We start from the raw sequence: 18,700 nt of genomic DNA on the forward strand, positions 1-18,700 counted from the left end.
TAAAACTAAATAAAAAGGCCACTGATGAGTTATCATCAGTGGCCTTTTAAGAAATCTTAACGATTCCTATATTTTTAAACGCCAATTTTGGCTGCGACTAATTTTACCTCTACAATAAAGTTGTCGTAAATGGCTTTATCACCAATCGTATCGAAGAAAGATTTAGAAGCATATTTGCTGCCAAATTTAGTCCTGTCTACTTCAAATTTAGCAGAAGCACTTGCTGAACCATTTTTGTTGATACTTACTGTAGCAGGGAACGAAATAGGTTGTGTAACACCATTGATTGTGAGGTTTCCTGCAATATCGTAGCTTGTCCCACCTTTAGGAGTAGCTTTTGTAATTTTAAATGAAGCAGTCGGATATTTTGCTGCATCAAAGAAATCAGGAGCTTTCAGGTGACTTACCAATTTAGCATTGTATCCCTCATCTTTAACATCTAATACTCTGATACTATTAATATCAATTATGAAGTCACCGCCTGTTAATTTGTCTCCATCTACTATAATATTACCAGCCTGAATATTAATTGTACCGTTATGCTCACCTGTAATTTTCTTACCTATCCAGCTGAAAGTACTGGTTTGGGTATTTACTTTCAAGGTTTGCGGGGCTTTTTTGCCTTTATCAGCCATTGCTGAAAAACTTAAAAATCCTGCGATTGCTACTGTAAATAAACTTCTAAAAATGTTCATTGGTTTTGATACTTTGGTTTAAGCAAGTTAAAAAAAGTGAAAAATAAAATCTTTATAATCAATAGATTAAGTAGAGTAATAAACTATACAAACTTTACCTTTGAAAAAGTTGATTAATTACTGCCTCTGAGCTTATCGAGTAAATCGCTAAGGGTTTCTGCTTCAGTCGGTGTCAAATTAGAAAAGGATGTTTCCCAATTCTCCTGTAATACATCAATTTCTTTCAACACATCCAGGCCTTTTTGCGTAATTCTTACATCGCAAGCCCTTCTATCATCTTTGTTATCGCATCGTGAGGCTAAATCTTTTGTCAATAATTTATCAACAAGACGAGAAGCATTTGACATCTTATCCAACATCCGTTCTATGATTCCGTTCACAGTAATAGGGTTCGGATATTGACCTCGCAAGATTCGTAATACATTATATTGCTGCGCCGTGAGATCAAACGGCTTCAGAATATTCATGTGGTCGCTGTTCATCCAGTTATTGGTAAATAATATATTTACTACCAGTTTCTGATATGGACTCTTAAAGGGTTTTTGCTGTTTTATGTCTTTTTCTATGGACATATTATTTTAAATAACTGTAGTAGTTTATTATACACTAACAATGTATGTTGTTACATATAATACAAATGTCAATGACACTTAGTTCCATTGATTAAAAAAATTATCGGAGAGGAATTATGCTTGGTGCAGAAATATCGAAATCACGTAAGCGAAGCGGCTGGATACTATCAAAACCAAAACGGAAGTTTGAGTTAGTATTCGGGAGATTCGGATAGTATCCAATCCGGATCTGAAATGTTTTAAAAGTAAGATTTTCATTTCTGATTCTTAGCCCAATTCCATAGCCCTGATAGAGTGTACTACTAAACAGAGGAATATTTCGTAAACTAACCAAACCAAAATTGGCAAATGTAAAATAGGCTACTCTAAATCCAACAATGCTTTTCTTTGAAAACAAAACAGATTCAAAACCTAAAGTTAAACGTTTATCACCAATCAATGAGCTGTTATTTACCCCAACAATACCATCTGACCCACTAATGTTAAGATAATCAATGGGGTCACGGTTAATGCCATAGGTAAAACCTAAATTAACAAAATTTCGGGTCTGAGCTTTACCTAATTTCATTAAGGGGCTGAAATAATAGCTTTGTAGGCTCAAAATACCTTGTTGAGCCTCTTTCTTTTTAAGATATGTGCCTGCATTGGCTAAAAAGTAAAGGTAGCCTTTTTCGTGCGAGAGGTATGTGCCATTAGCATATTGAAGACCAGCATAATTTCTTGCACCAAATTCAGTTTGTTCCCTACCAAAAGTCAAAGAAATCAGACTACCAGTGGGTACATCCTCAGTTCTACCAAATCCATAAATTAAAATATCTCTTTTATAATAGCGGGTTGAATAGCCTATGCTGCCCAATATAGTGGTTCGGTTCCAGTATATTTTGTTTGTATCAGCTCTTACTTCTGGTCGGGTTCTGTATTCATAACTCGAACGTCGTCCCGCCACAATAAGCCGCTGACTGGCTCTGGAACCTTTTAATTTAAAAGCGTGCCCATACCATAAGTCTGAATAATAATAGCCTGTTTGGTAGACGAGTTCTTTCTCAAAGAGGTTCAACCTTTTGTACTCACGGATTTTATAATAGCCTAATTCAATAGCCCCTGCATCTTTGGTATCAACAGTCAGGAATGGTCTGAAAGCCCTTACCGAAAATTGAGTTAAATCTCGTTCTCTTATAGCACTGATTTGTCCTGTAATAAAAGTCTTACCGATATATGGAATCGTATAGACACTTCTTGCCCCAAAGTCCTGATAAGGGTCATCTTTTTTCCAGGTAATTTTATTAAGAAATGAATGTCCGTTTCCCTGAAAATTACGGTCTTCAATCCCAATTTTAAAGTCTTTTGGGCTACTTGCCGCCACGTCAAAGTTTATTGACCATACGTCTTGTATGATAACAGTTATGTCGACCATCCATGGGCTTCCCCTTCGCTCTTTTACCAATATCCGGGCGTCATGAATGATTGGGTTCGCTCTCAGCAAACGCTCGGTATCTTTTAATGTCTGTGGATTGAGTTTATCCCACTCCTTAAATAAGAGAAAAGATTTTCTGATTACCTTCTCCCGGGTATTGGTATGAAAGTTTTTGCTGGCAAAGCGCTCAAAGCGGTTACCTCTCCTGGTCGTGTCATTGACACTCGGGCCGAAAATATCTAATTGTTTAACGATGATTCTGCCAATTACCTTGCCTTCATATTGTGCAAAAGGATTAGCCTCCAATTTGTCAATTTCATTCTTGAGAATATTCGTATTATATACATCTCTGAACAAAAAGCCATATATCTGTCGCCCAATCTTACTTTTACCCATACTTGTTTTTAGTTTAGTGTACATAACGCTGTCTTTGGCAGATTTATCACTGTCAAATTTTTCATAGTCAGGGGTTTGTCCGAAAGTAAAATGCGAGAGCAGTAAAAATATAAAGGCACATTTCTTCATGCTGAAAAGATACGATTTTTTTATAAACCTGCAACATTATTGTACCTTGTTAACAAGGAAGTTAACAGTTGTGTAATTGTTGGATTCAGTATAGTTAAAAGCAGATATAAGGGTAGATTGTTTAAATGCAGAACACAAAAAAGCGGATATCAGAACTATCTGGTATCCGCGACTGGTTTTGTTTGTACTGAAGGTTTACTTTTTAAGTTACTCTGATTTGACAATAGTGATTGGCACGCAGACCTTTGGCGGGCAGCTTGAACACGCTGCCGGAGGATTAACTACTGTGCTCAATTCACAAGTATTACTATCGGTTATAATTAAGGTTTTACTACCACTGGTTATTAACCCTGCGGGGATTGGTACACTTGTCGTTCCATAGGCAAATGTCCCGACCACAGAGCCATTGAGCGAAACTGTATAATTGCCACCACTACCCCCTGAAGGGTTTAAAGTAATTGTGAATGTATCATCAGATGAATCTCCTGTTGTGCTGTTATTATCGCAGATAGCAACAGCATTAGCGGATAAAGGCGCAGGATTAGCCGTAACTGTAACAGTATCTGAATTGACGCACCCGAGTGCATCCGTAATCGTGACGGTATAGTTGGTAGTTAAAGTAGGAGAAACGCTGATGGTCGATGTGGTTGCCCCGGTATTCCATAGTAAAGTCCCCGTACCTGTGGCTGTAAGGTTACTGGTAGTTCCTGCACAGGCTGTGATATTAGAACCTGCGCTTATTGCTGGTAAGGCATTTACATTTATAATTACCGGGCAACAGTTTCCTGAAAGACAACCACTCGTAGAGGTAAAGTTAACTGTATAATCGCCACTTGTTGCTACAATCAACGTATCGTTGGTAGCACCAACAATAAGCGTATCATTTCTATACCATTGATAAGAACCTGCTGTAGGAGCAATGAGCGTAATAGTTTTCCCCTGACAAATATCAATCGGAACCGTAACGCAGGCGCTGGCAATGTGATCTTGTGTAGAAGCATTGTCAGTATCAGTCTCATTTGATGCAGTAATCTGAGCAACATTCGATACAACTCCTGACGAGTCGGCAGTAGCGGTAATAGTTAAGGATATATTATTGGTCGTACCTCCTAAAGCACTGCCGATTGTCCAGATTCCCGTTCCGGGCGTGTAAAATGTACCAGTACCAGCACTATGAGATACATAGGTTAAACCAGTTGGCAAAATATCAGTTACTTTTACTCCAGTAGCATTCTGGGTTGTATTATCACGCGTAGCAGTGATCGTAAATACGACAGTTCCGCCTTTTGAAGGTGTTGAATTATTGACAGTTTTAGAGAGCGACAAATCAATTGCATTTGAATCACAGCCATCTGGTATTCCGTCTCCGTCAGTATCCAACAAATCATCACCAGTACTGCATTTATCCATACAATCTGGTACTCCATCATTATCAGAATCTAATTTTACATACGCATAATAAACATTAATACTAGTTAATAAAGAAGCAACTCCACCAACGGTTATTCTTATCTGATTATAAGGCAATGTTGTTTTAAACCCAACCTGATAAGTAGGTGTTGTTCCTGGTAGTGCAACCGCCGATAAAAGTGAAGTTCCCGCAACCGTCTCTTGTAAAACACCTCCATTATAAGTAGATATAGTTACACCTCCCAACAAGTTTAACCCTAAAATGCTCGTGTTCTCTTTGATAAGAAAACCAGCAAAAGAACCTGCCGGATATGTAGAAGAGGCATTTACCTGAATATAACGGCTACATGCTAATCCTAAAGGAATATTTATGGTAGCAAAATCCGTAGTATCGGCGTTATTTGTGTTCCCGGAATTTGTAATACTTGTGGCGATACAAAGTATGCCTGGAGTATCAGTCGTAACACTACTTACTTCACTCCCTGTGAGAGCGTTTATACAATCATGGGCACAACTGGCGGGCCCTTCAAAAGCCTCATAAATACGAAGAGTTGTAAGTGCAGAAACTGTTCCGGTACCAACTAATCTTACCTCATCAAAATCAGCAGTTGTGGTAAAACTTAAGATTTGCTTACCATTTGATGTACCCTGTAAAACAGCCAGATTTAGTGTTGGTGAACCACTAAGGGTTGCGGTTTCCTGTAGTACACCATTACGATAAGTTTCAATACTCAAATTACTTAAAACTGCGGCATTCAACAAGCCTGCATCCGGAGCAATTATAAATCCTGCTTCGTTACCCGCCGGATAATATTGAAGAGAATCTTTTACAATCATCAGATTGTAACCGCTTACTGCCTGGGCAAGTAGAGTGACCGTCGCATAATTACCCAAATTACCATCTACAACATTTCCGGCGTTTGAAATACTACAAAGCACACATATACCTCCTCCTAAAGGTGTGCCTACATACGCCCCTGTGCCTGCGATGGGGTCGAGACAAATTCTGTTGTTCTCAATTGTTTGCTGGCTGAAAGCAATACCGGAGTAGAAAGACAAAAATACGAGCAAAAGTAGCCTGCATGTAGTTTTAATTGTTACCATGTGCAAAAGTTTTTAAAATTGTTTAGCAAAAGATTTAATAAGCCGGAAGAGAGGCATTTGCCTGTATCATATTCCGGCGTTTACAGCAAAAATTACTTTAGAAAATCGAGCAAAAGTTTTATATTCTGATACTAAATAATGATAGAGCTACTCCAATGGAATTTAGCTGTTATAATTTCTTATTTAAAATAAAACTCAAAAGAAAAGCATCAATCATTATACGTATCAAACAGCAATTATTTCTGTTCAGCAAAAGTTCTTGATAGTTAAAGATGCAAAGTATAAACAAAGGTTATCTCTTAAAGACATCCTAAAACAAACGGCTTTATTCTTGCTTAATAAAAATAAGGCAGGAAATGTATTTGTAAATACTGGCATCAGTCAGCAAAAGTTTTTAATTAATACAAAAAAACATAGTAAACCCCTTAGTGACTTCTCACGCAAATAATAGATGGTTCTTAGTCTGGATAAGAAATAGAAAAGGAGATATTTTGTTTTTTATGTACATCGGTTCAGCAAAAGTTATTTCAGGTTCATCAATTTGCTTATTGTTAAAAGGATACTAAATAATCGGATAGCAAATTCCTTCTTAGCCTAAGCTGTTGATTTGATAATTAAATATCTTTATGAAGATAAATAATACGGAAAGTGATTTGTTATTTTTGGGTGCATCCTACAGCAAATTGGTTTTAATTGATTACAACAAAGGTTATTTAAAATATTACGCAAAAAATTGTTCTTTATAGTTATTCTCTTCTTTGTATAGTTTGTAGATTTAAGAGAATTTTTTTATCTACTTAAATAATAAGAAATAATTGTGCCAATTTTTTTGCATAATAGTATTTTATCTATTAAAAATAGGACTATTTGTATTTTTTGTGCCGTTTAGTAATTATACTATCGCATATTTTTTTTGAAAAATTATCTAACGGCTACAGGATAATTTTTTGATAATCAATATTTTTAACTTTAGTATGAATTTTGTAGGTAAAACCTGCCTTATAAACCAGGTATATATCCATATATAAATAATAGCAATTTATATATAGCAAGGCTTATATACGTAAATTGATTTGATTAAAATCCTGTGAATGTTCGTAATTCTAAGCCAGATTTATTTACTTCGCAGTTTTAAAAATTCTGTAATGCAATTATCCAAGCCACTTGTTTTAGCCTCCAATTCTCCACGCCGAAGAGAAATCATGTATAATGCTGGGTTTAATTTTTCAGTAAAAGTTATACCAACTGATGAAACCTTTCCGAATGAGATGCCTGCAGAGGAGGTACCTGTTTTTTTGGCAGGAAACAAAGCAGCTTGTTTTAAGGAAACCTTAGAAGATGAGATTATTCTCTGTGCAGATACTGTTGTGATAATTAATGATGAAATTATCAATAAACCAAAGGATATTGATGATGCCAGACGTATGTTAAAACTCTTGAGTAATAGCGTTCATAGGGTAATTACTGGAGTATGTATCATGACAAAAGAAGAATCACTATCATTAGCTGATACTACTTATGTGACTTTCAAAACATTAAGTGAATGGGAAATTGAATATTATATTCAGAAATGTCATCCTTTCGATAAGGCAGGGAGTTATGGCGTTCAGGATTTTATAGGTATGATCGGTATTACAAGAATAGAGGGGTCTTTTTATACAGTGATGGGCTTACCTATACATAAAGTATATGAGGCATTAAAAAAGTATATGCTTTATTAAGGTATTTGTCTGAAAACATGATCGAATATTTAAACGAACATAGTGTAAAATTAACTTTCATAGCTCCATATAAGAAATCAGTTCATGTAATAGGGGAGTTTAATAACTGGCAGATTTTAGATGAATTTGCTATGAAAAAGCAAACCGATGGAGAAACTTTTATTATTATTATCAATAATCTACAGCCAAAGCGTGAATATGCTTATCAGTTTTTGATTGATAGAAAAATTGTAATAGCAGACCCGTATGCAGAGAAAATTCTTGACCCTCAATTTGATAAACAGATTTCTTCAAACATATATCCTGAATTAAAAAAATACCCTTTCGAGAACCCATTCAAAGGAAGTGTTTCGATTTTACAGACTTGTCAAGACCCTTATCAATGGAGAGTTGAAAATTTTATTCCTCCACCTAAAGAAGATTTAATTATTTATGAATTGCTTATAAGAGATTTTGTTGAATCTCGTAAGTACCGGGATATTGTCAATTTTATTCCTTATTTTAAAATATTGGGTATTAATGCCATTGAATTATTACCAGTACAGGAATTTACCGGAAACGATTCATGGGGATACAATCCAACTTTCTACTTTGCTGCCGATAAAGCTTACGGCACAAAAAATGATTTGAAATATCTGATCGATAAATGCCATGAGAATGGGATAGCAGTAATTTTAGATGTTGTTTTTAATCATGCTGATAAGAAATTCTCTTATTATAAAGCCTACAAAGGCCATAAAAGTGCAGATGGAGAGCATCCTTTTTTTAATGAAAAGGCAACCCATCCGTATTCAGTTTTTTTTGATTTCAACCACGAAAGTAAATATACACAAGCTTTTTTTGATAAGGTTTGTAAGTTCTGGTTAAGTGAATATATGATAGATGGTTTCAGATTTGATTTAACTAAAGGGTTTACTCAGGTTCAATCTTATCCTGATGTACTGAAATGGTCAAGCTATGATGCAAGTCGGGTAAAATTGCTGAAACGGATGTATAAAAAAATAAGAGAATATAATAAAAACTGCTACCTGATATTAGAACATCTCGCAGCGAATGATGAAGAGACCGAATTGGCTGATTATGGGTTTTTACTTTGGGGCCATTTGAATTACCAGTTCCGAAATCTGTTGAATGGTAAAAATGATAGTATATCTTGGCTTAATTATAAGAAAAGAGGCTGGAAAGAGGCAAATCTGGTAGGTTATATGGAGAGCCATGATGAAGAAAGGCTTGTATTTGATGCAAATGAAAAATTTAAAGATATTGGACTTGCATTGGCCAGAACGAGGGCAGCTACAGTAGTTTTTTTTTCTTATCCCGGGCCTAAACTTTTCTGGCAGTTTGGTGAGTTTGGTTATGATATAAACATTGATTATAACGGGCGAACTGGCATAAAGCCAATTAAGTGGGAATATCTGAAAGAACCCCAAAGACAATCCTTATTCGATGTTTATAGACAAATGATTCATTTACGTAAAAATATCGTTGCATTCAATGAAGGTGAATTTGTAGAAGTGTCAGAAAGCCTGGTAAAGAAAATTAATATTAATCATCCAACAATTAATATCAGAGTTATTGTCAATTTTAACCTCAAGGAAGTAATACTAAAAAGTAATTTGGAGGAAGGTATCTGGTACGATTTTTTTGAAGAAGTGGTTTTTGAGAGCTCTGAAAAAAACATAAAAATTGCTTTGAAAGCAGGCGAATATCATTTGTTTACTTCTAAACCAATTGAGAAATTTTAAGAAATCAGAAAATAATGAGAAAAGACGAATTAGTAATATTCTATAATGAGCCTGACGAAAAGGTATATGTGAAAGTGCCTCCGGGTATAGAAACACATTATCAGTTATCCAACCTTGCTGGTAAAATTTTGCAGGAAGAAGTGCATACAAAAGCCCTGCATGATTTTGATCTTGCAGGGCTGCCCGTGGGTATTTATTTTGTGATAGTGAATCAGGACGATGTTATCCGCTCAAAGAAAATCATCAAAAATGCCTGATTTTATCTGTTCATTGTCATTAAAAACTCCTCATTGTTACGAGTACCTTTCATTTTGTCTAATAAGAACTCCATAGTTTCCATAGGATTCATATCAGCCATATATTTACGAAGCAACCATACCTTTTGCAAAGTATCTTTGTCCATTAACAAGTCTTCTCTACGAGTACCCGATGCCAGAATATCAATAGCAGGATATACGCGTTTGTTCGATAACTTACGATCAAGCTGTAACTCCATATTGCCAGTACCTTTAAACTCTTCGAAAATCACCTCATCCATTTTTGACCCAGTGTCTATCAGGGCAGTGGCAATAATAGTTAATGAACCACCATTTTCTACATTACGGGCGGCTCCGAAGAAACGTTTAGGTTTATGCAATGCATTGGCATCAACACCACCCGAAAGGATTTTGCCTGATGAAGGAATTACGGTATTATAAGCACGAGCCAGACGTGTAATGGAGTCTAAGAGAATTACCACATCATGACCGCACTCAACCAGACGCTTGGCTTTTTCTAAAACTAAGCCTGAAACTTTTACGTGTCTGTCAGCAGTTTCATCAAAAGTTGAAGATATTACTTCGGCACGAACACTACGCTGCATATCTGTAACCTCTTCTGGGCGTTCGTCAATCAGTAAGATAATCAGATATATTTCAGGGTGGTTACGTGTAATAGCATTGGCAATTTCTTTCAGTAATACAGTCTTACCTGTTTTAGGCTGAGCTACTATCATACCCCGTTGACCTTTACCTATTGGAGCAAATAAATCTAATACACGTGTAGAGTAAATATCAGGTTTGCTACTTAATTTAATATGTTCTTCCGGGAATAAAGGCGTAAGATATTCAAAAGGAATCCGGTCACGTATTTCTTCAGTAGTTTTACCATTGACAGATAGTACCTTCAGAAGCGCGAAATATTTTTCTCCTTCTTTTGGTGGCCGAATTGCTCCCTTAACGGTGTCTCCTGTTTTAAGACCGAAAAGTTTTATCTGTGATGGAGATACATAAATGTCGTCAGGACTGGCTAAATAATTATAATCAGCAGAGCGAAGAAAGCCATAACCGCCTTCCTGCATTATTTCGAGCACACCTTCATTTTCGATTAGCCCGTCAAACTCTTTAATCAGGTTGTTAAACTGTTTTTTGATAACTTTTGTGTAGTCGTCTACAAATCTTTTATCTTCTTTTGGTTCAACAACATCGGGTACAATATCATCAGTTAAACCCTCAAATTCGCTCATTTCTGCATCGATCTGAGACAAATCAAAATCTTCGGCTTCTTCTAAGCTTAAGATAGGGTCTAAATCGGGGTCAAAAGAAATATCGGATTGAGTAGTAGCGGTATCTATTGGAGAAACAGGGGAGAATTCGGTGAAAATATCTTGTGATTCTTGTTTTTCTACAGGTTTTTTCGTTCCTACCTTTTTTAAAGGTTCTTTTGACGGTTGGCTTCCTTCAGTCGTTGTGGAATCACCTTGTTTCGTCAATCTTGTCCGATTTTTAGGAGATTTACTACTGTTAAACAACGGAACTTCAAAATTTGCAGCCGATACATCGGCTACTTCTTTTGGCATATTAAAAGTTGATTTGTTGGATTGTGTTTCCAAAATCTTTTCAATGAGCTCGTTCTTCGAGCCATTGCGGACATCTTTGATGCCCAGTTCAATACAAATTTTTCTTAACTCTGATAGAAGTTTCAGATTCAGTTCTTCTGATGTATACATACGTGAGAATTAACGATACGTTTTTATACGACGGTTAGCGGTTATTATCGATGCTGAAAATAAGAAAAGGACATTATAAGTTAGTGAACAGTTGAAAGCAAATTACAAGCAGTATGCGAAAACTATTGGTTATAAGTATTTTACTTTAACTGGAGCTTTTAAATTATACCTTATACTAAATTTACGTTTATAGGAAAACTCCTGGGAATAGAAATTAGCAAGCTATTTATGGATTGTAATTTCAGAAATAATTGGACTGATTCAAAGAGGGTGATTTCTTGCTACAGAAAGCCTATTGAAGTTTTTTACTCGGATTTGAATGCAATTATAAAACGTTTATTTTTATTTGTCAATATATTTTGACAATATTTTTTTACATAAACTTCAATAATTGAACGTAGAATTCAAAAGGACAAATAACGGCAGACTCTATTTTATCACCTGACTAAGTGATAACACTTAGCTGATACAATAAAGTTCAAATCAATCGATTAATTTTAACCAATTACTTTCGGACCTTGACAGTTGATCCCTGAAACATACCCATTACAATGAATACTGGCCTTTTCAAAAGCTGTTTTCATTGCCATACCTACCTTTTCAGCAGTTTCAATTCCTCTGCTAAAAGCGAATACCGATGGACCTGCCCCTGATATACTACATCCTAAAGCACCAGCTTCTAAAGCGGCATGTTTTACTTCCCAGAATTCTGGAATAAGAATGGCACGCACGGGTTCAATAATAAAATCCACCATTGAGCGAGCTATTAAATCATAATCAGATTGCATCAGTCCGGCTATCATACCAGCTACATTTCCCATTTGGGCAATGGTGTTTTTCATTGATACCTCATTACGCAATATGTATCGGGCATCTTTTGTGTTTACTTCTATATCCGGGTGAACTATAGTTACATACAGCTCCGGTGGAGTGGGTACATTAAATATATCTAATGGATTATAGCTTCTTATAACAACAAACCCCCCCATCAGAGCAGGAGCTACATTATCGGCATGAGCAGAACCACAGGCTATACGTTCACCTTCCATTGAGAAAGGAAGCAGCGATTTTGTTGTAAAAGGTTTACCTAAAATTTCATTTACAGCAAACACTCCTGCAACTGAGCTGGCAGAACTACTCCCAAGGCCACTTCCTAAAGGCATTTTTTTATGTAACTCTACATCGAAACCCTGCTCGATGCCATTTTTTTTAAGAAAAGCCAAAATTGGTACAGTTACCGCATTTTTATTGGCATCAAAGGTTAGTTTGCCCTCATCTCCACTAATTTTTGTAATAATCACCTGCTTGTCGTTTCTCTTTTTTACTATCACTTCATCACCAGGAGCATCTACTGCAAAACCGAATATATCGAAACCACAAGCAACATTAGCAACAGTAGCCGGAGCAAAAACTTTGATTGATTCCATTAAAAATAAAAATAGGATTTTGGTTTGCCTCAAAATTACTCTTTTTGAGGGATTTTAAGAAATTATTTATTTTGTGATTTGAATGAAGATCAAAATTTAAACTCAAAAATTGGTTTCTATTAAATTTGTAAAGAAAACTTATGCAGATGATTGTGGTTAAGTTACTTTTTACTACATTTCCTGTCCCAAAACTGTTGATTAAGTATTTACCTAAACTTAAAAATCAAAATGAACAGATTCCTTATTTTGTTACTGATTCTGTTATGGTCTTTGGCATATAGCTGGTTCTGGAATTGCCATCGTAAACCTTATTGTTACAGCGGGACAGAAGCCTCATTAGATCATAATCTGAATACAGACAGTATTGCCAGCCCTGCTGTTGATAGCGCACAAATGACAGCTGAGGAGCAGATTCTCTTCAAACCCCTTGATGTATATTTTGTGTCAGGGCAAGCAGGTATTTTACATACACCCGAGGTAGACACATTTCTTGTAACTGCAAAAAAATATTTGAACAGGAATTCTGAAAAGCAATTGTTGATAACCGGACATACAGATAGTGATGGGGCTGAGGATTCAAATCAGAAATTGTCGGAAATAAGGGCAGGAAAAGTAAAGGATTTATTGGCAAAAGAAGGTATAAGAGCTGGTCAGATGGCTATTGAAGGAAAAGGTGAAAAAGAGCCTATTGCTTCTAATACCACAGATGAAGGTAAAGCAAAAAATCGTCGGGCAACTATAAGGCTGAAAAATTAAGCCGGGTGCTTGTGCAATTTTAATTATTTTTAACCGATTAAATGCTATTTAAACAATGGAAAATTTAAAATGTCTATTCAATAATTTCCCCTGGGATATATTCCTTTTCTGGCTTTTACCTTTATTATTATTAGCTCTTTTACTTTGGTGGTTGCTGAATAAAAAGATAAAAAGTCTGGAGTTACATAATACAGAACTTCAGGACAGAATAAAATTTCTGGAGAGTGAATTAGACGCTTGCAGGAAAACAAGAATATCAGTTTCTGTTGAACCAAGTATTATCCCGGTAACAACAGGTGTAGTTTCAGCATCCGGGATTCCCTCGATACCCATAGTTCCACTGGTGAAAGATGACCTTAAAATTGTAGAGGGTATAGGTCCAAAAATTGAAGAACTTTTCAATAAAGCCGGTATTTATACATTTGCACAATTGGCAGACACTTCGGTTAGTAGAATGAAAGAAATACTGGATAAAGCAGGTAGCCGATTCCAGATTCATGATCCTACAACCTGGGCTGACCAGGCCGCCCTTGCCCGTGACGGAAAGTGGGACGAACTGAAAAAATGGCAGGACGAACTTTATAAAGGTAAACTATAAGATGTAACAACGAAAGCCTCTGGAACAATTCAGAGGCTTTTTTATGAACTAAAAGTTTAAAACTTTAAAAAAAAATTCCGTGATTCGCATCTTGTATCCTGTTTAACCTTAGCAGGTTTAGCGAAAACAATTGATTATTTTTTCTGGAAATCTTTATTGCTCAAATGAAACGTATTGCCATTTTAGCCTCAGGATCGGGTAGTAATGCTGAGAAAATTATTAATTATTTTGAAAATAACGAATTAATTCGGGTAGATTTATTATTGACAAATAATCCAGAGGCAGGAGTAATTGAAAGAGGTAGAAGATTGGGAGTGCCTATTCTCATTTTCGACAAAAAATCTTTTACCAAAACTGATAGGATTGTAGAAATTCTGAAAAAACAAGAAATTGATTGGGTGATTTTGGCTGGTTTTTTGTGGCTGATTCCTTCAAATCTGATAAAAGCTTATCCAGATAAAATAATTAATATTCATCCGGCCCTCTTGCCTAAATATGGTGGCAAAGGTATGTGGGGCCATTTTGTCCATGAAGCTGTGTATGAGAATAAAGAATCTGAGTCTGGAATCTCTATTCATTATGTGAATGAAAATTATGATGAGGGTGAGGTGGTTTTTCAGGCAAAGTGCGAAATTTCGGAAGGAGACACACCTGATGATATCGCGGCTAAGGTGCAGGTTTTGGAACATAGGCATTTTCCGGAAGTAATAGAAAAATTGATTATGGGCTAAAAGTACTTCGACTTATGGTACGTTTTTATTACAAAGAAGGCAAGCAGATTAAAAAGGAAACTGATGTGCGAGAAATAGGACATCTAAAGAATTTGATGTGGGTCGATTTGCAATCTGCTTCTCAGGAAGAAGAAGAATGGATTGAGACCAAATGTGATATCAGTTTTCAGACGCCACAAGAAATTGTAGAGATTGAGAGTAGCGCCCGTTATTTTGAGCAGAACAATACCATTAATGCCAACTCCAATTTTTTGAAGGCAGATAAAGACGGGTATCATTTTTATCCGGTATCATTTATGATTCGTGATAACGCGCTATTTACCTACAGACAGGGTGACTCCCGCACCTTTGCTGATACTGTTAAGAAAATCAAATTAGGTGAGGAAGTGTTTAAAGATGGGGTTGATATTCTTTTGCTTCTGCTGGAAACGCGTATTGAATCAGATGCAGATTTGTTGGAGAATATGTCGAAAGACGTTAAGACAATAAGTAAAGCACTGAGTATAGAAAAGAAACCAAAGCAGGCGTCACTCCTGAAGATAAACAATCTCCAGGAGAATACCATGTTAATTCGGGAGAGTATTATAGATAAGCAAAGGGTACTATCCCAGATTCTAAGAAGTGCGTACTTCCCTGAAGACCGTAAAGAAAGACTTCGTATTGTATTAAAAGATATTACTTCATTACTCGAATATACAACCTTTAATTTTGAGCGTTTAGAGTATTTGCAGGATACATTTATGGGGCTAATTAACCTTGAGCAAAACGAAATTATCAAGATTTTTACGGTTGTAACAATTATATTCCTGCCTCCAACTCTAATAGCAGGGATTTTTGGTATGAATTATCAGGTTATTCCTTCTTCCAACCATCCTTATGGTTTCTGGATAGCCATTATATTAATGATTTTTTCATCATCAATATTTCTTTTTTTCTTTAAAAGAAAGAAATGGATTTGAAAAAAATGTTGTTTATGTAACATAACGTAGCTGATTGTTGATCAGCCTCGCCTAACAACTTAATTACAAATAGTGTTATGCCAGTTTTACCAGTTAATACAGATTACCGCCCTCCTAAATGGCAGTTTAACGCCCATATTCAAACCATTTATCCAAGTCTTTTCAGAAAAATCCATGTCAGTTATCAAAGAGAAAGAGTAGAACTGGAAGATAGTGATTTTCTTGATTTAGACTGGTCTTTTGCAGGAATTAAGCCATGTAAAAAATTGGTTATTGTAACACATGGCCTTGAAGGAGATTCTACCCGACATTATGTAACAGGAATGATCAAGAAATTTAATGATAATGGTTATGATGGGTTGGGATGGAATTGCAGGAGTTGTAGCGGAGAAATGAATCGCCTTCCTCGTTTCTATCATCATGGCGATGTTGAAGATATTAGATTTGTGGTTGAATATGCTATCCAGAAGTATAACTATGATGAGGTGGTACTGGTTGGTTTTAGTATGGGAGGTAGTATGACCCTAAGGCTATTAGGCGATCAGCCTGATAGAGTACCTGAACAGGTAAAATGTGGTTTAGCCGTTTCGGTACCACTTGATTTATTTACTTCAGTTTTTGAGTTATATAAACCTGGAAGACGTTTCTATATGACACGTTTTATTAATAAATTAGGAAAAAAAATAAAGCAAAAGGCTGTTCTGCACCCTAATAACCCGTTGCTGAATCATGATGGTTATGAAAGAATAAAGAACTTCGAAGAGTTTGATAATCGCTATACAGCTAAATTGTATGGGTTTAAAGATGCGCATGATTTTTATAAAAAAGCCGGGGCAAAACCTTATCTTAAAAATATTATTAAACCTACGCTGATCATTCAGGCAAAGAATGACCCCTTTCTCTCACCAGAATGTTTAGATCTTGGAGAAGCTGAATATAATCCTAATGTATATCTGCAATTACTCCATTTCGGAGGGCATGTAGGGTTTATGCTACCCAATTCGAACGAAACCTGGGTGGAAAAAAGAGTATTGGATTTTGTGCAGAACGATATCCAAAATTTACAGTAGAGCCGGATTATTGGGCTTATAATTCACGTTTGTAATGGATAATTTTCTCAGAACCACTTTTTTATATAATACCGCCGAAAGCTGGCTTTGGTTTTTAGGTATAATTATTATTGGGTTTTTATTTAAACGAATCCTTTCGGTACTCGTAAGCCAGATAGTGTACCGGATGATGAAAAAGGAAACGAAAAGTGTTCCTCTGGCTGATTTTGTTAATCTTCTAAGGAGTCCCGTTGAATTTCTTCTGGCTTTGTTAATCATTTATATGGCACTTAATGAAATCATTTTTCCACGAAAATGGCGAATCATACCATTTGGGAAAATGCGGTTTTCTGATTTCATTGACCGCACTTTAGATATGCTTTTTGTTGCAGGTGTCACATGGCTGATTATCAGGTTGGTTCGATTCTTCGGACTGGTTTATCTACAGAAAGCAGAAGTATCAGAGTCAAATAAAGATAGACAACTGGTGCCTTTTTTTCGTGATATTATTATAGTGATAATAGCCTTCTCTTCATTTTTCCTCATTTTAGGTTTTGTTTTTAAGCAAGATGTTATCAGCCTGATTACAGGTTTAGGTATAGGTGGGGTGGCTTTAGCATTAGCAGCAAGAGCTACGCTGGAAAACCTCTTTGCTTCATTCACACTTTTTACTGAGCAACCATTCATTGTTGGAGATGCTATAGAATTAGGTACAATGGTTGGGACAGTAGAGAAAGTAGGGTTCAGGAGTACACGCATCCGACATGTTGATGGAAGTCTGATAGTTGTTCCGAATCAGATGCTTGTCTCGCAATCGCTCAATAATATTTCACAGCGCATGGAGCGCAGGCATAAATTTTTTATTCGCCTTAAATTAGAAGCCTCAATACAACAGATTAAAGAGATAATAGAAGAAGTACAAACGATAATTGATAATCATGAATCAATCAGTACAGGTGGACGGGCAAAATTAGATGCAATTGGTGATTATTCAATTAATATTCTGGTTGTTTTTATGGTAACCACAGCAGACTATTGGGAAAGCAAAAATATAAGAGAAGAAGTAAATTTAGCTATTCTTAATATACTTGAAAAAAAACAAGTGGAGTTGGCACAACCCACTACTACGCTTTTTGGTTTAACTGATGATAAAAATATAGACAACGATTATTGAGTAAGGAGAAATATTATTTTTCTTTTAAAGCGTCTTTAATCAATTATTAAACTAAACCTTTGTAACAAAATATGTCTCGCATAGCACTCATCACAGGCGCAACTTCGGGTATCGGTAAAGCTACAGCTACTGCCTTTGCTGACAATGGTATCAATTTAATCTTATGTGGCCGCAGACAAGAGAGATTAGACAGTTTGCAAGAACTTTTCGAGAAAAAAGTAGCCGTTACTACGCTAAAGTTTGATGTAAGTAACAAAGTTGAGGTGTTTAATGCTATTAATTCGTTATCTGATGAATGGAAGGGCATTGATATTTTAGTAAATAATGCTGGCAATGCACATGGATTATCGGCAATTCAGGATGGAAATACAGATGATTGGGATGCAATGATTGACGGGAATGTGCAAGGATTATTATATGTTTCAAAAGCGGTGATTCAGGGGATGGTAGAGCGGGAGAAAGGGCATATTGTAAATCTAAGTTCAGTTGCAGGAAAATACACTTATGCTAACGGAGCAGTCTATTGTGCTTCAAAAGCAGCTGTTGAAGCACTTAGCGAAGGGATGAGACTGGATTTAACTCAACATGGTATAAAAATTACCAATATTGCACCTGGAGCTGTAGAAACCGAATTCTCGTTGGTTAGATTTAAGGGGGATAAGAAAAGAGCGGAAAAAGTGTACGAAGGCTTTGATCCTCTTCAGCCGGAAGATGTGGCAGATGCTATTCTGTATGCGGTTAACACTCCTGCAAGAGTAACAATTGCTGATATTGTTTTGTATGCAGGAGCCCAGTCGGCCCCTACAATAATTCATAGGAAATAGATAGGGTAA

At 36.1% G+C, this 18,700-nt stretch carries 16 protein-coding genes; 10 read left to right on the plus strand and 6 right to left on the minus strand.

Features of this window, described 5'->3' with window-relative positions; genetic code table 11:
* Positions 1 to 74: 74 nt before the first annotated feature.
* The 4 genes from H1R81_RS05510 to H1R81_RS05525 all read right to left on the minus strand — a co-directional run bounded on the left by H1R81_RS05510 (position 75) and on the right by H1R81_RS05525 (position 5,720).
* Entirely contained in the window at positions 75 to 695 is a 621-nt protein-coding gene (locus tag H1R81_RS05510) for a YceI family protein (protein WP_181839658.1), read from the minus strand.
* A 113-nt stretch (positions 696 to 808) separates the two neighbouring features.
* Entirely contained in the window at positions 809 to 1,267 is a 459-nt protein-coding gene (locus tag H1R81_RS05515; RefSeq protein WP_181839659.1) for a MarR family winged helix-turn-helix transcriptional regulator, read from the minus strand.
* A 100-nt stretch (positions 1,268 to 1,367) separates the two neighbouring features.
* The gene (locus H1R81_RS05520) at positions 1,368 to 3,206 is read right to left on the minus strand and encodes a hypothetical protein (protein ID WP_181839660.1); all 1,839 of its coding nucleotides are present in this window, start codon (positions 3,204 to 3,206) and stop codon (positions 1,368 to 1,370) included.
* Between the two features lie 207 nt (positions 3,207 to 3,413).
* Positions 3,414 to 5,720 carry a DUF11 domain-containing protein gene (locus H1R81_RS05525; RefSeq protein WP_181839661.1) on the minus strand — a complete coding sequence of 769 codons (2,307 nt, stop codon included), beginning with the start codon at positions 5,718 to 5,720 and terminating at the stop codon, positions 3,414 to 3,416.
* A gap of 1,145 nt (positions 5,721 to 6,865) precedes the next feature.
* Between H1R81_RS05525 and H1R81_RS05530 the strand changes: the two genes are divergently transcribed.
* From H1R81_RS05530 to H1R81_RS05540, 3 genes are read left to right on the plus strand one after another with little or no spacing between them, the layout of a single operon-like run.
* The gene (locus H1R81_RS05530) at positions 6,866 to 7,441 is read left to right on the plus strand and encodes a Maf family nucleotide pyrophosphatase (protein ID WP_181839662.1); all 576 of its coding nucleotides are present in this window, start codon (positions 6,866 to 6,868) and stop codon (positions 7,439 to 7,441) included.
* Between the two features lie 17 nt (positions 7,442 to 7,458).
* Positions 7,459 to 9,186 carry an alpha-amylase family glycosyl hydrolase gene (locus H1R81_RS05535; RefSeq protein WP_181839663.1) on the plus strand — a complete coding sequence of 576 codons (1,728 nt, stop codon included), beginning with the start codon at positions 7,459 to 7,461 and terminating at the stop codon, positions 9,184 to 9,186.
* 14 nt (positions 9,187 to 9,200) lie between these two features.
* On the plus strand, positions 9,201 to 9,443 hold the full coding sequence (locus H1R81_RS05540; protein WP_181839664.1) for a T9SS type A sorting domain-containing protein: 243 nt from the start codon (positions 9,201 to 9,203) through the stop codon (positions 9,441 to 9,443).
* Positions 9,444 to 9,445: 2 nt separating this feature from the next.
* Here H1R81_RS05540 and rho read toward each other — a convergent pair whose 3' ends face one another.
* Together rho and H1R81_RS05550 are read right to left on the minus strand one after the other, a co-directional pair.
* Complete coding sequence (gene rho / locus H1R81_RS05545; protein WP_181839665.1) at positions 9,446 to 11,173, minus strand: transcription termination factor Rho; 1,728 nt, start codon at positions 11,171 to 11,173, stop codon at positions 9,446 to 9,448.
* A 497-nt stretch (positions 11,174 to 11,670) separates the two neighbouring features.
* Positions 11,671 to 12,600 (minus strand): homoserine kinase, encoded by a 930-nt coding sequence (locus H1R81_RS05550; protein ID WP_181839666.1) that lies wholly within the window; start codon positions 12,598 to 12,600, stop codon positions 11,671 to 11,673.
* A gap of 228 nt (positions 12,601 to 12,828) precedes the next feature.
* On the opposite strand from H1R81_RS05550, the gene H1R81_RS05555 reads away from it, so the two are divergent.
* The 7 genes from H1R81_RS05555 (at position 12,829) to H1R81_RS05585 (ending at position 18,691) form a co-directional block, all read left to right on the plus strand.
* A complete protein-coding gene (locus H1R81_RS05555; protein WP_181839667.1) occupies positions 12,829 to 13,356 on the plus strand; it encodes an OmpA family protein in 528 nt (175 codons plus the stop codon).
* Between the two features lie 55 nt (positions 13,357 to 13,411).
* Positions 13,412 to 13,954, plus strand: coding sequence for a hypothetical protein (locus tag H1R81_RS05560; RefSeq protein WP_181839668.1), 543 nt, complete (start codon positions 13,412 to 13,414; stop codon positions 13,952 to 13,954).
* Positions 13,955 to 14,118: 164 nt separating this feature from the next.
* On the plus strand, positions 14,119 to 14,685 hold the full coding sequence (gene purN / locus H1R81_RS05565) for a phosphoribosylglycinamide formyltransferase (RefSeq protein ID WP_181839669.1): 567 nt from the start codon (positions 14,119 to 14,121) through the stop codon (positions 14,683 to 14,685).
* 14 nt (positions 14,686 to 14,699) lie between these two features.
* Positions 14,700 to 15,644 carry a magnesium/cobalt transporter CorA gene (corA, locus tag H1R81_RS05570; RefSeq protein WP_181839670.1) on the plus strand — a complete coding sequence of 315 codons (945 nt, stop codon included), beginning with the start codon at positions 14,700 to 14,702 and terminating at the stop codon, positions 15,642 to 15,644.
* Between the two features lie 77 nt (positions 15,645 to 15,721).
* Entirely contained in the window at positions 15,722 to 16,714 is a 993-nt protein-coding gene (locus tag H1R81_RS05575) for a YheT family hydrolase (protein ID WP_181839671.1), read from the plus strand.
* A 34-nt stretch (positions 16,715 to 16,748) separates the two neighbouring features.
* Positions 16,749 to 17,867, plus strand: coding sequence for a mechanosensitive ion channel family protein (locus H1R81_RS05580; RefSeq protein WP_181839672.1), 1,119 nt, complete (start codon positions 16,749 to 16,751; stop codon positions 17,865 to 17,867).
* Between the two features lie 71 nt (positions 17,868 to 17,938).
* On the plus strand, positions 17,939 to 18,691 hold the full coding sequence (locus H1R81_RS05585; RefSeq protein ID WP_181839673.1) for an SDR family NAD(P)-dependent oxidoreductase: 753 nt from the start codon (positions 17,939 to 17,941) through the stop codon (positions 18,689 to 18,691).
* Positions 18,692 to 18,700: the final 9 nt, after the last annotated feature.

The organism is Emticicia sp. BO119 (assembly GCF_013912375.1).
Lineage (GTDB): Bacteria > Bacteroidota > Bacteroidia > Cytophagales > Spirosomataceae > Emticicia.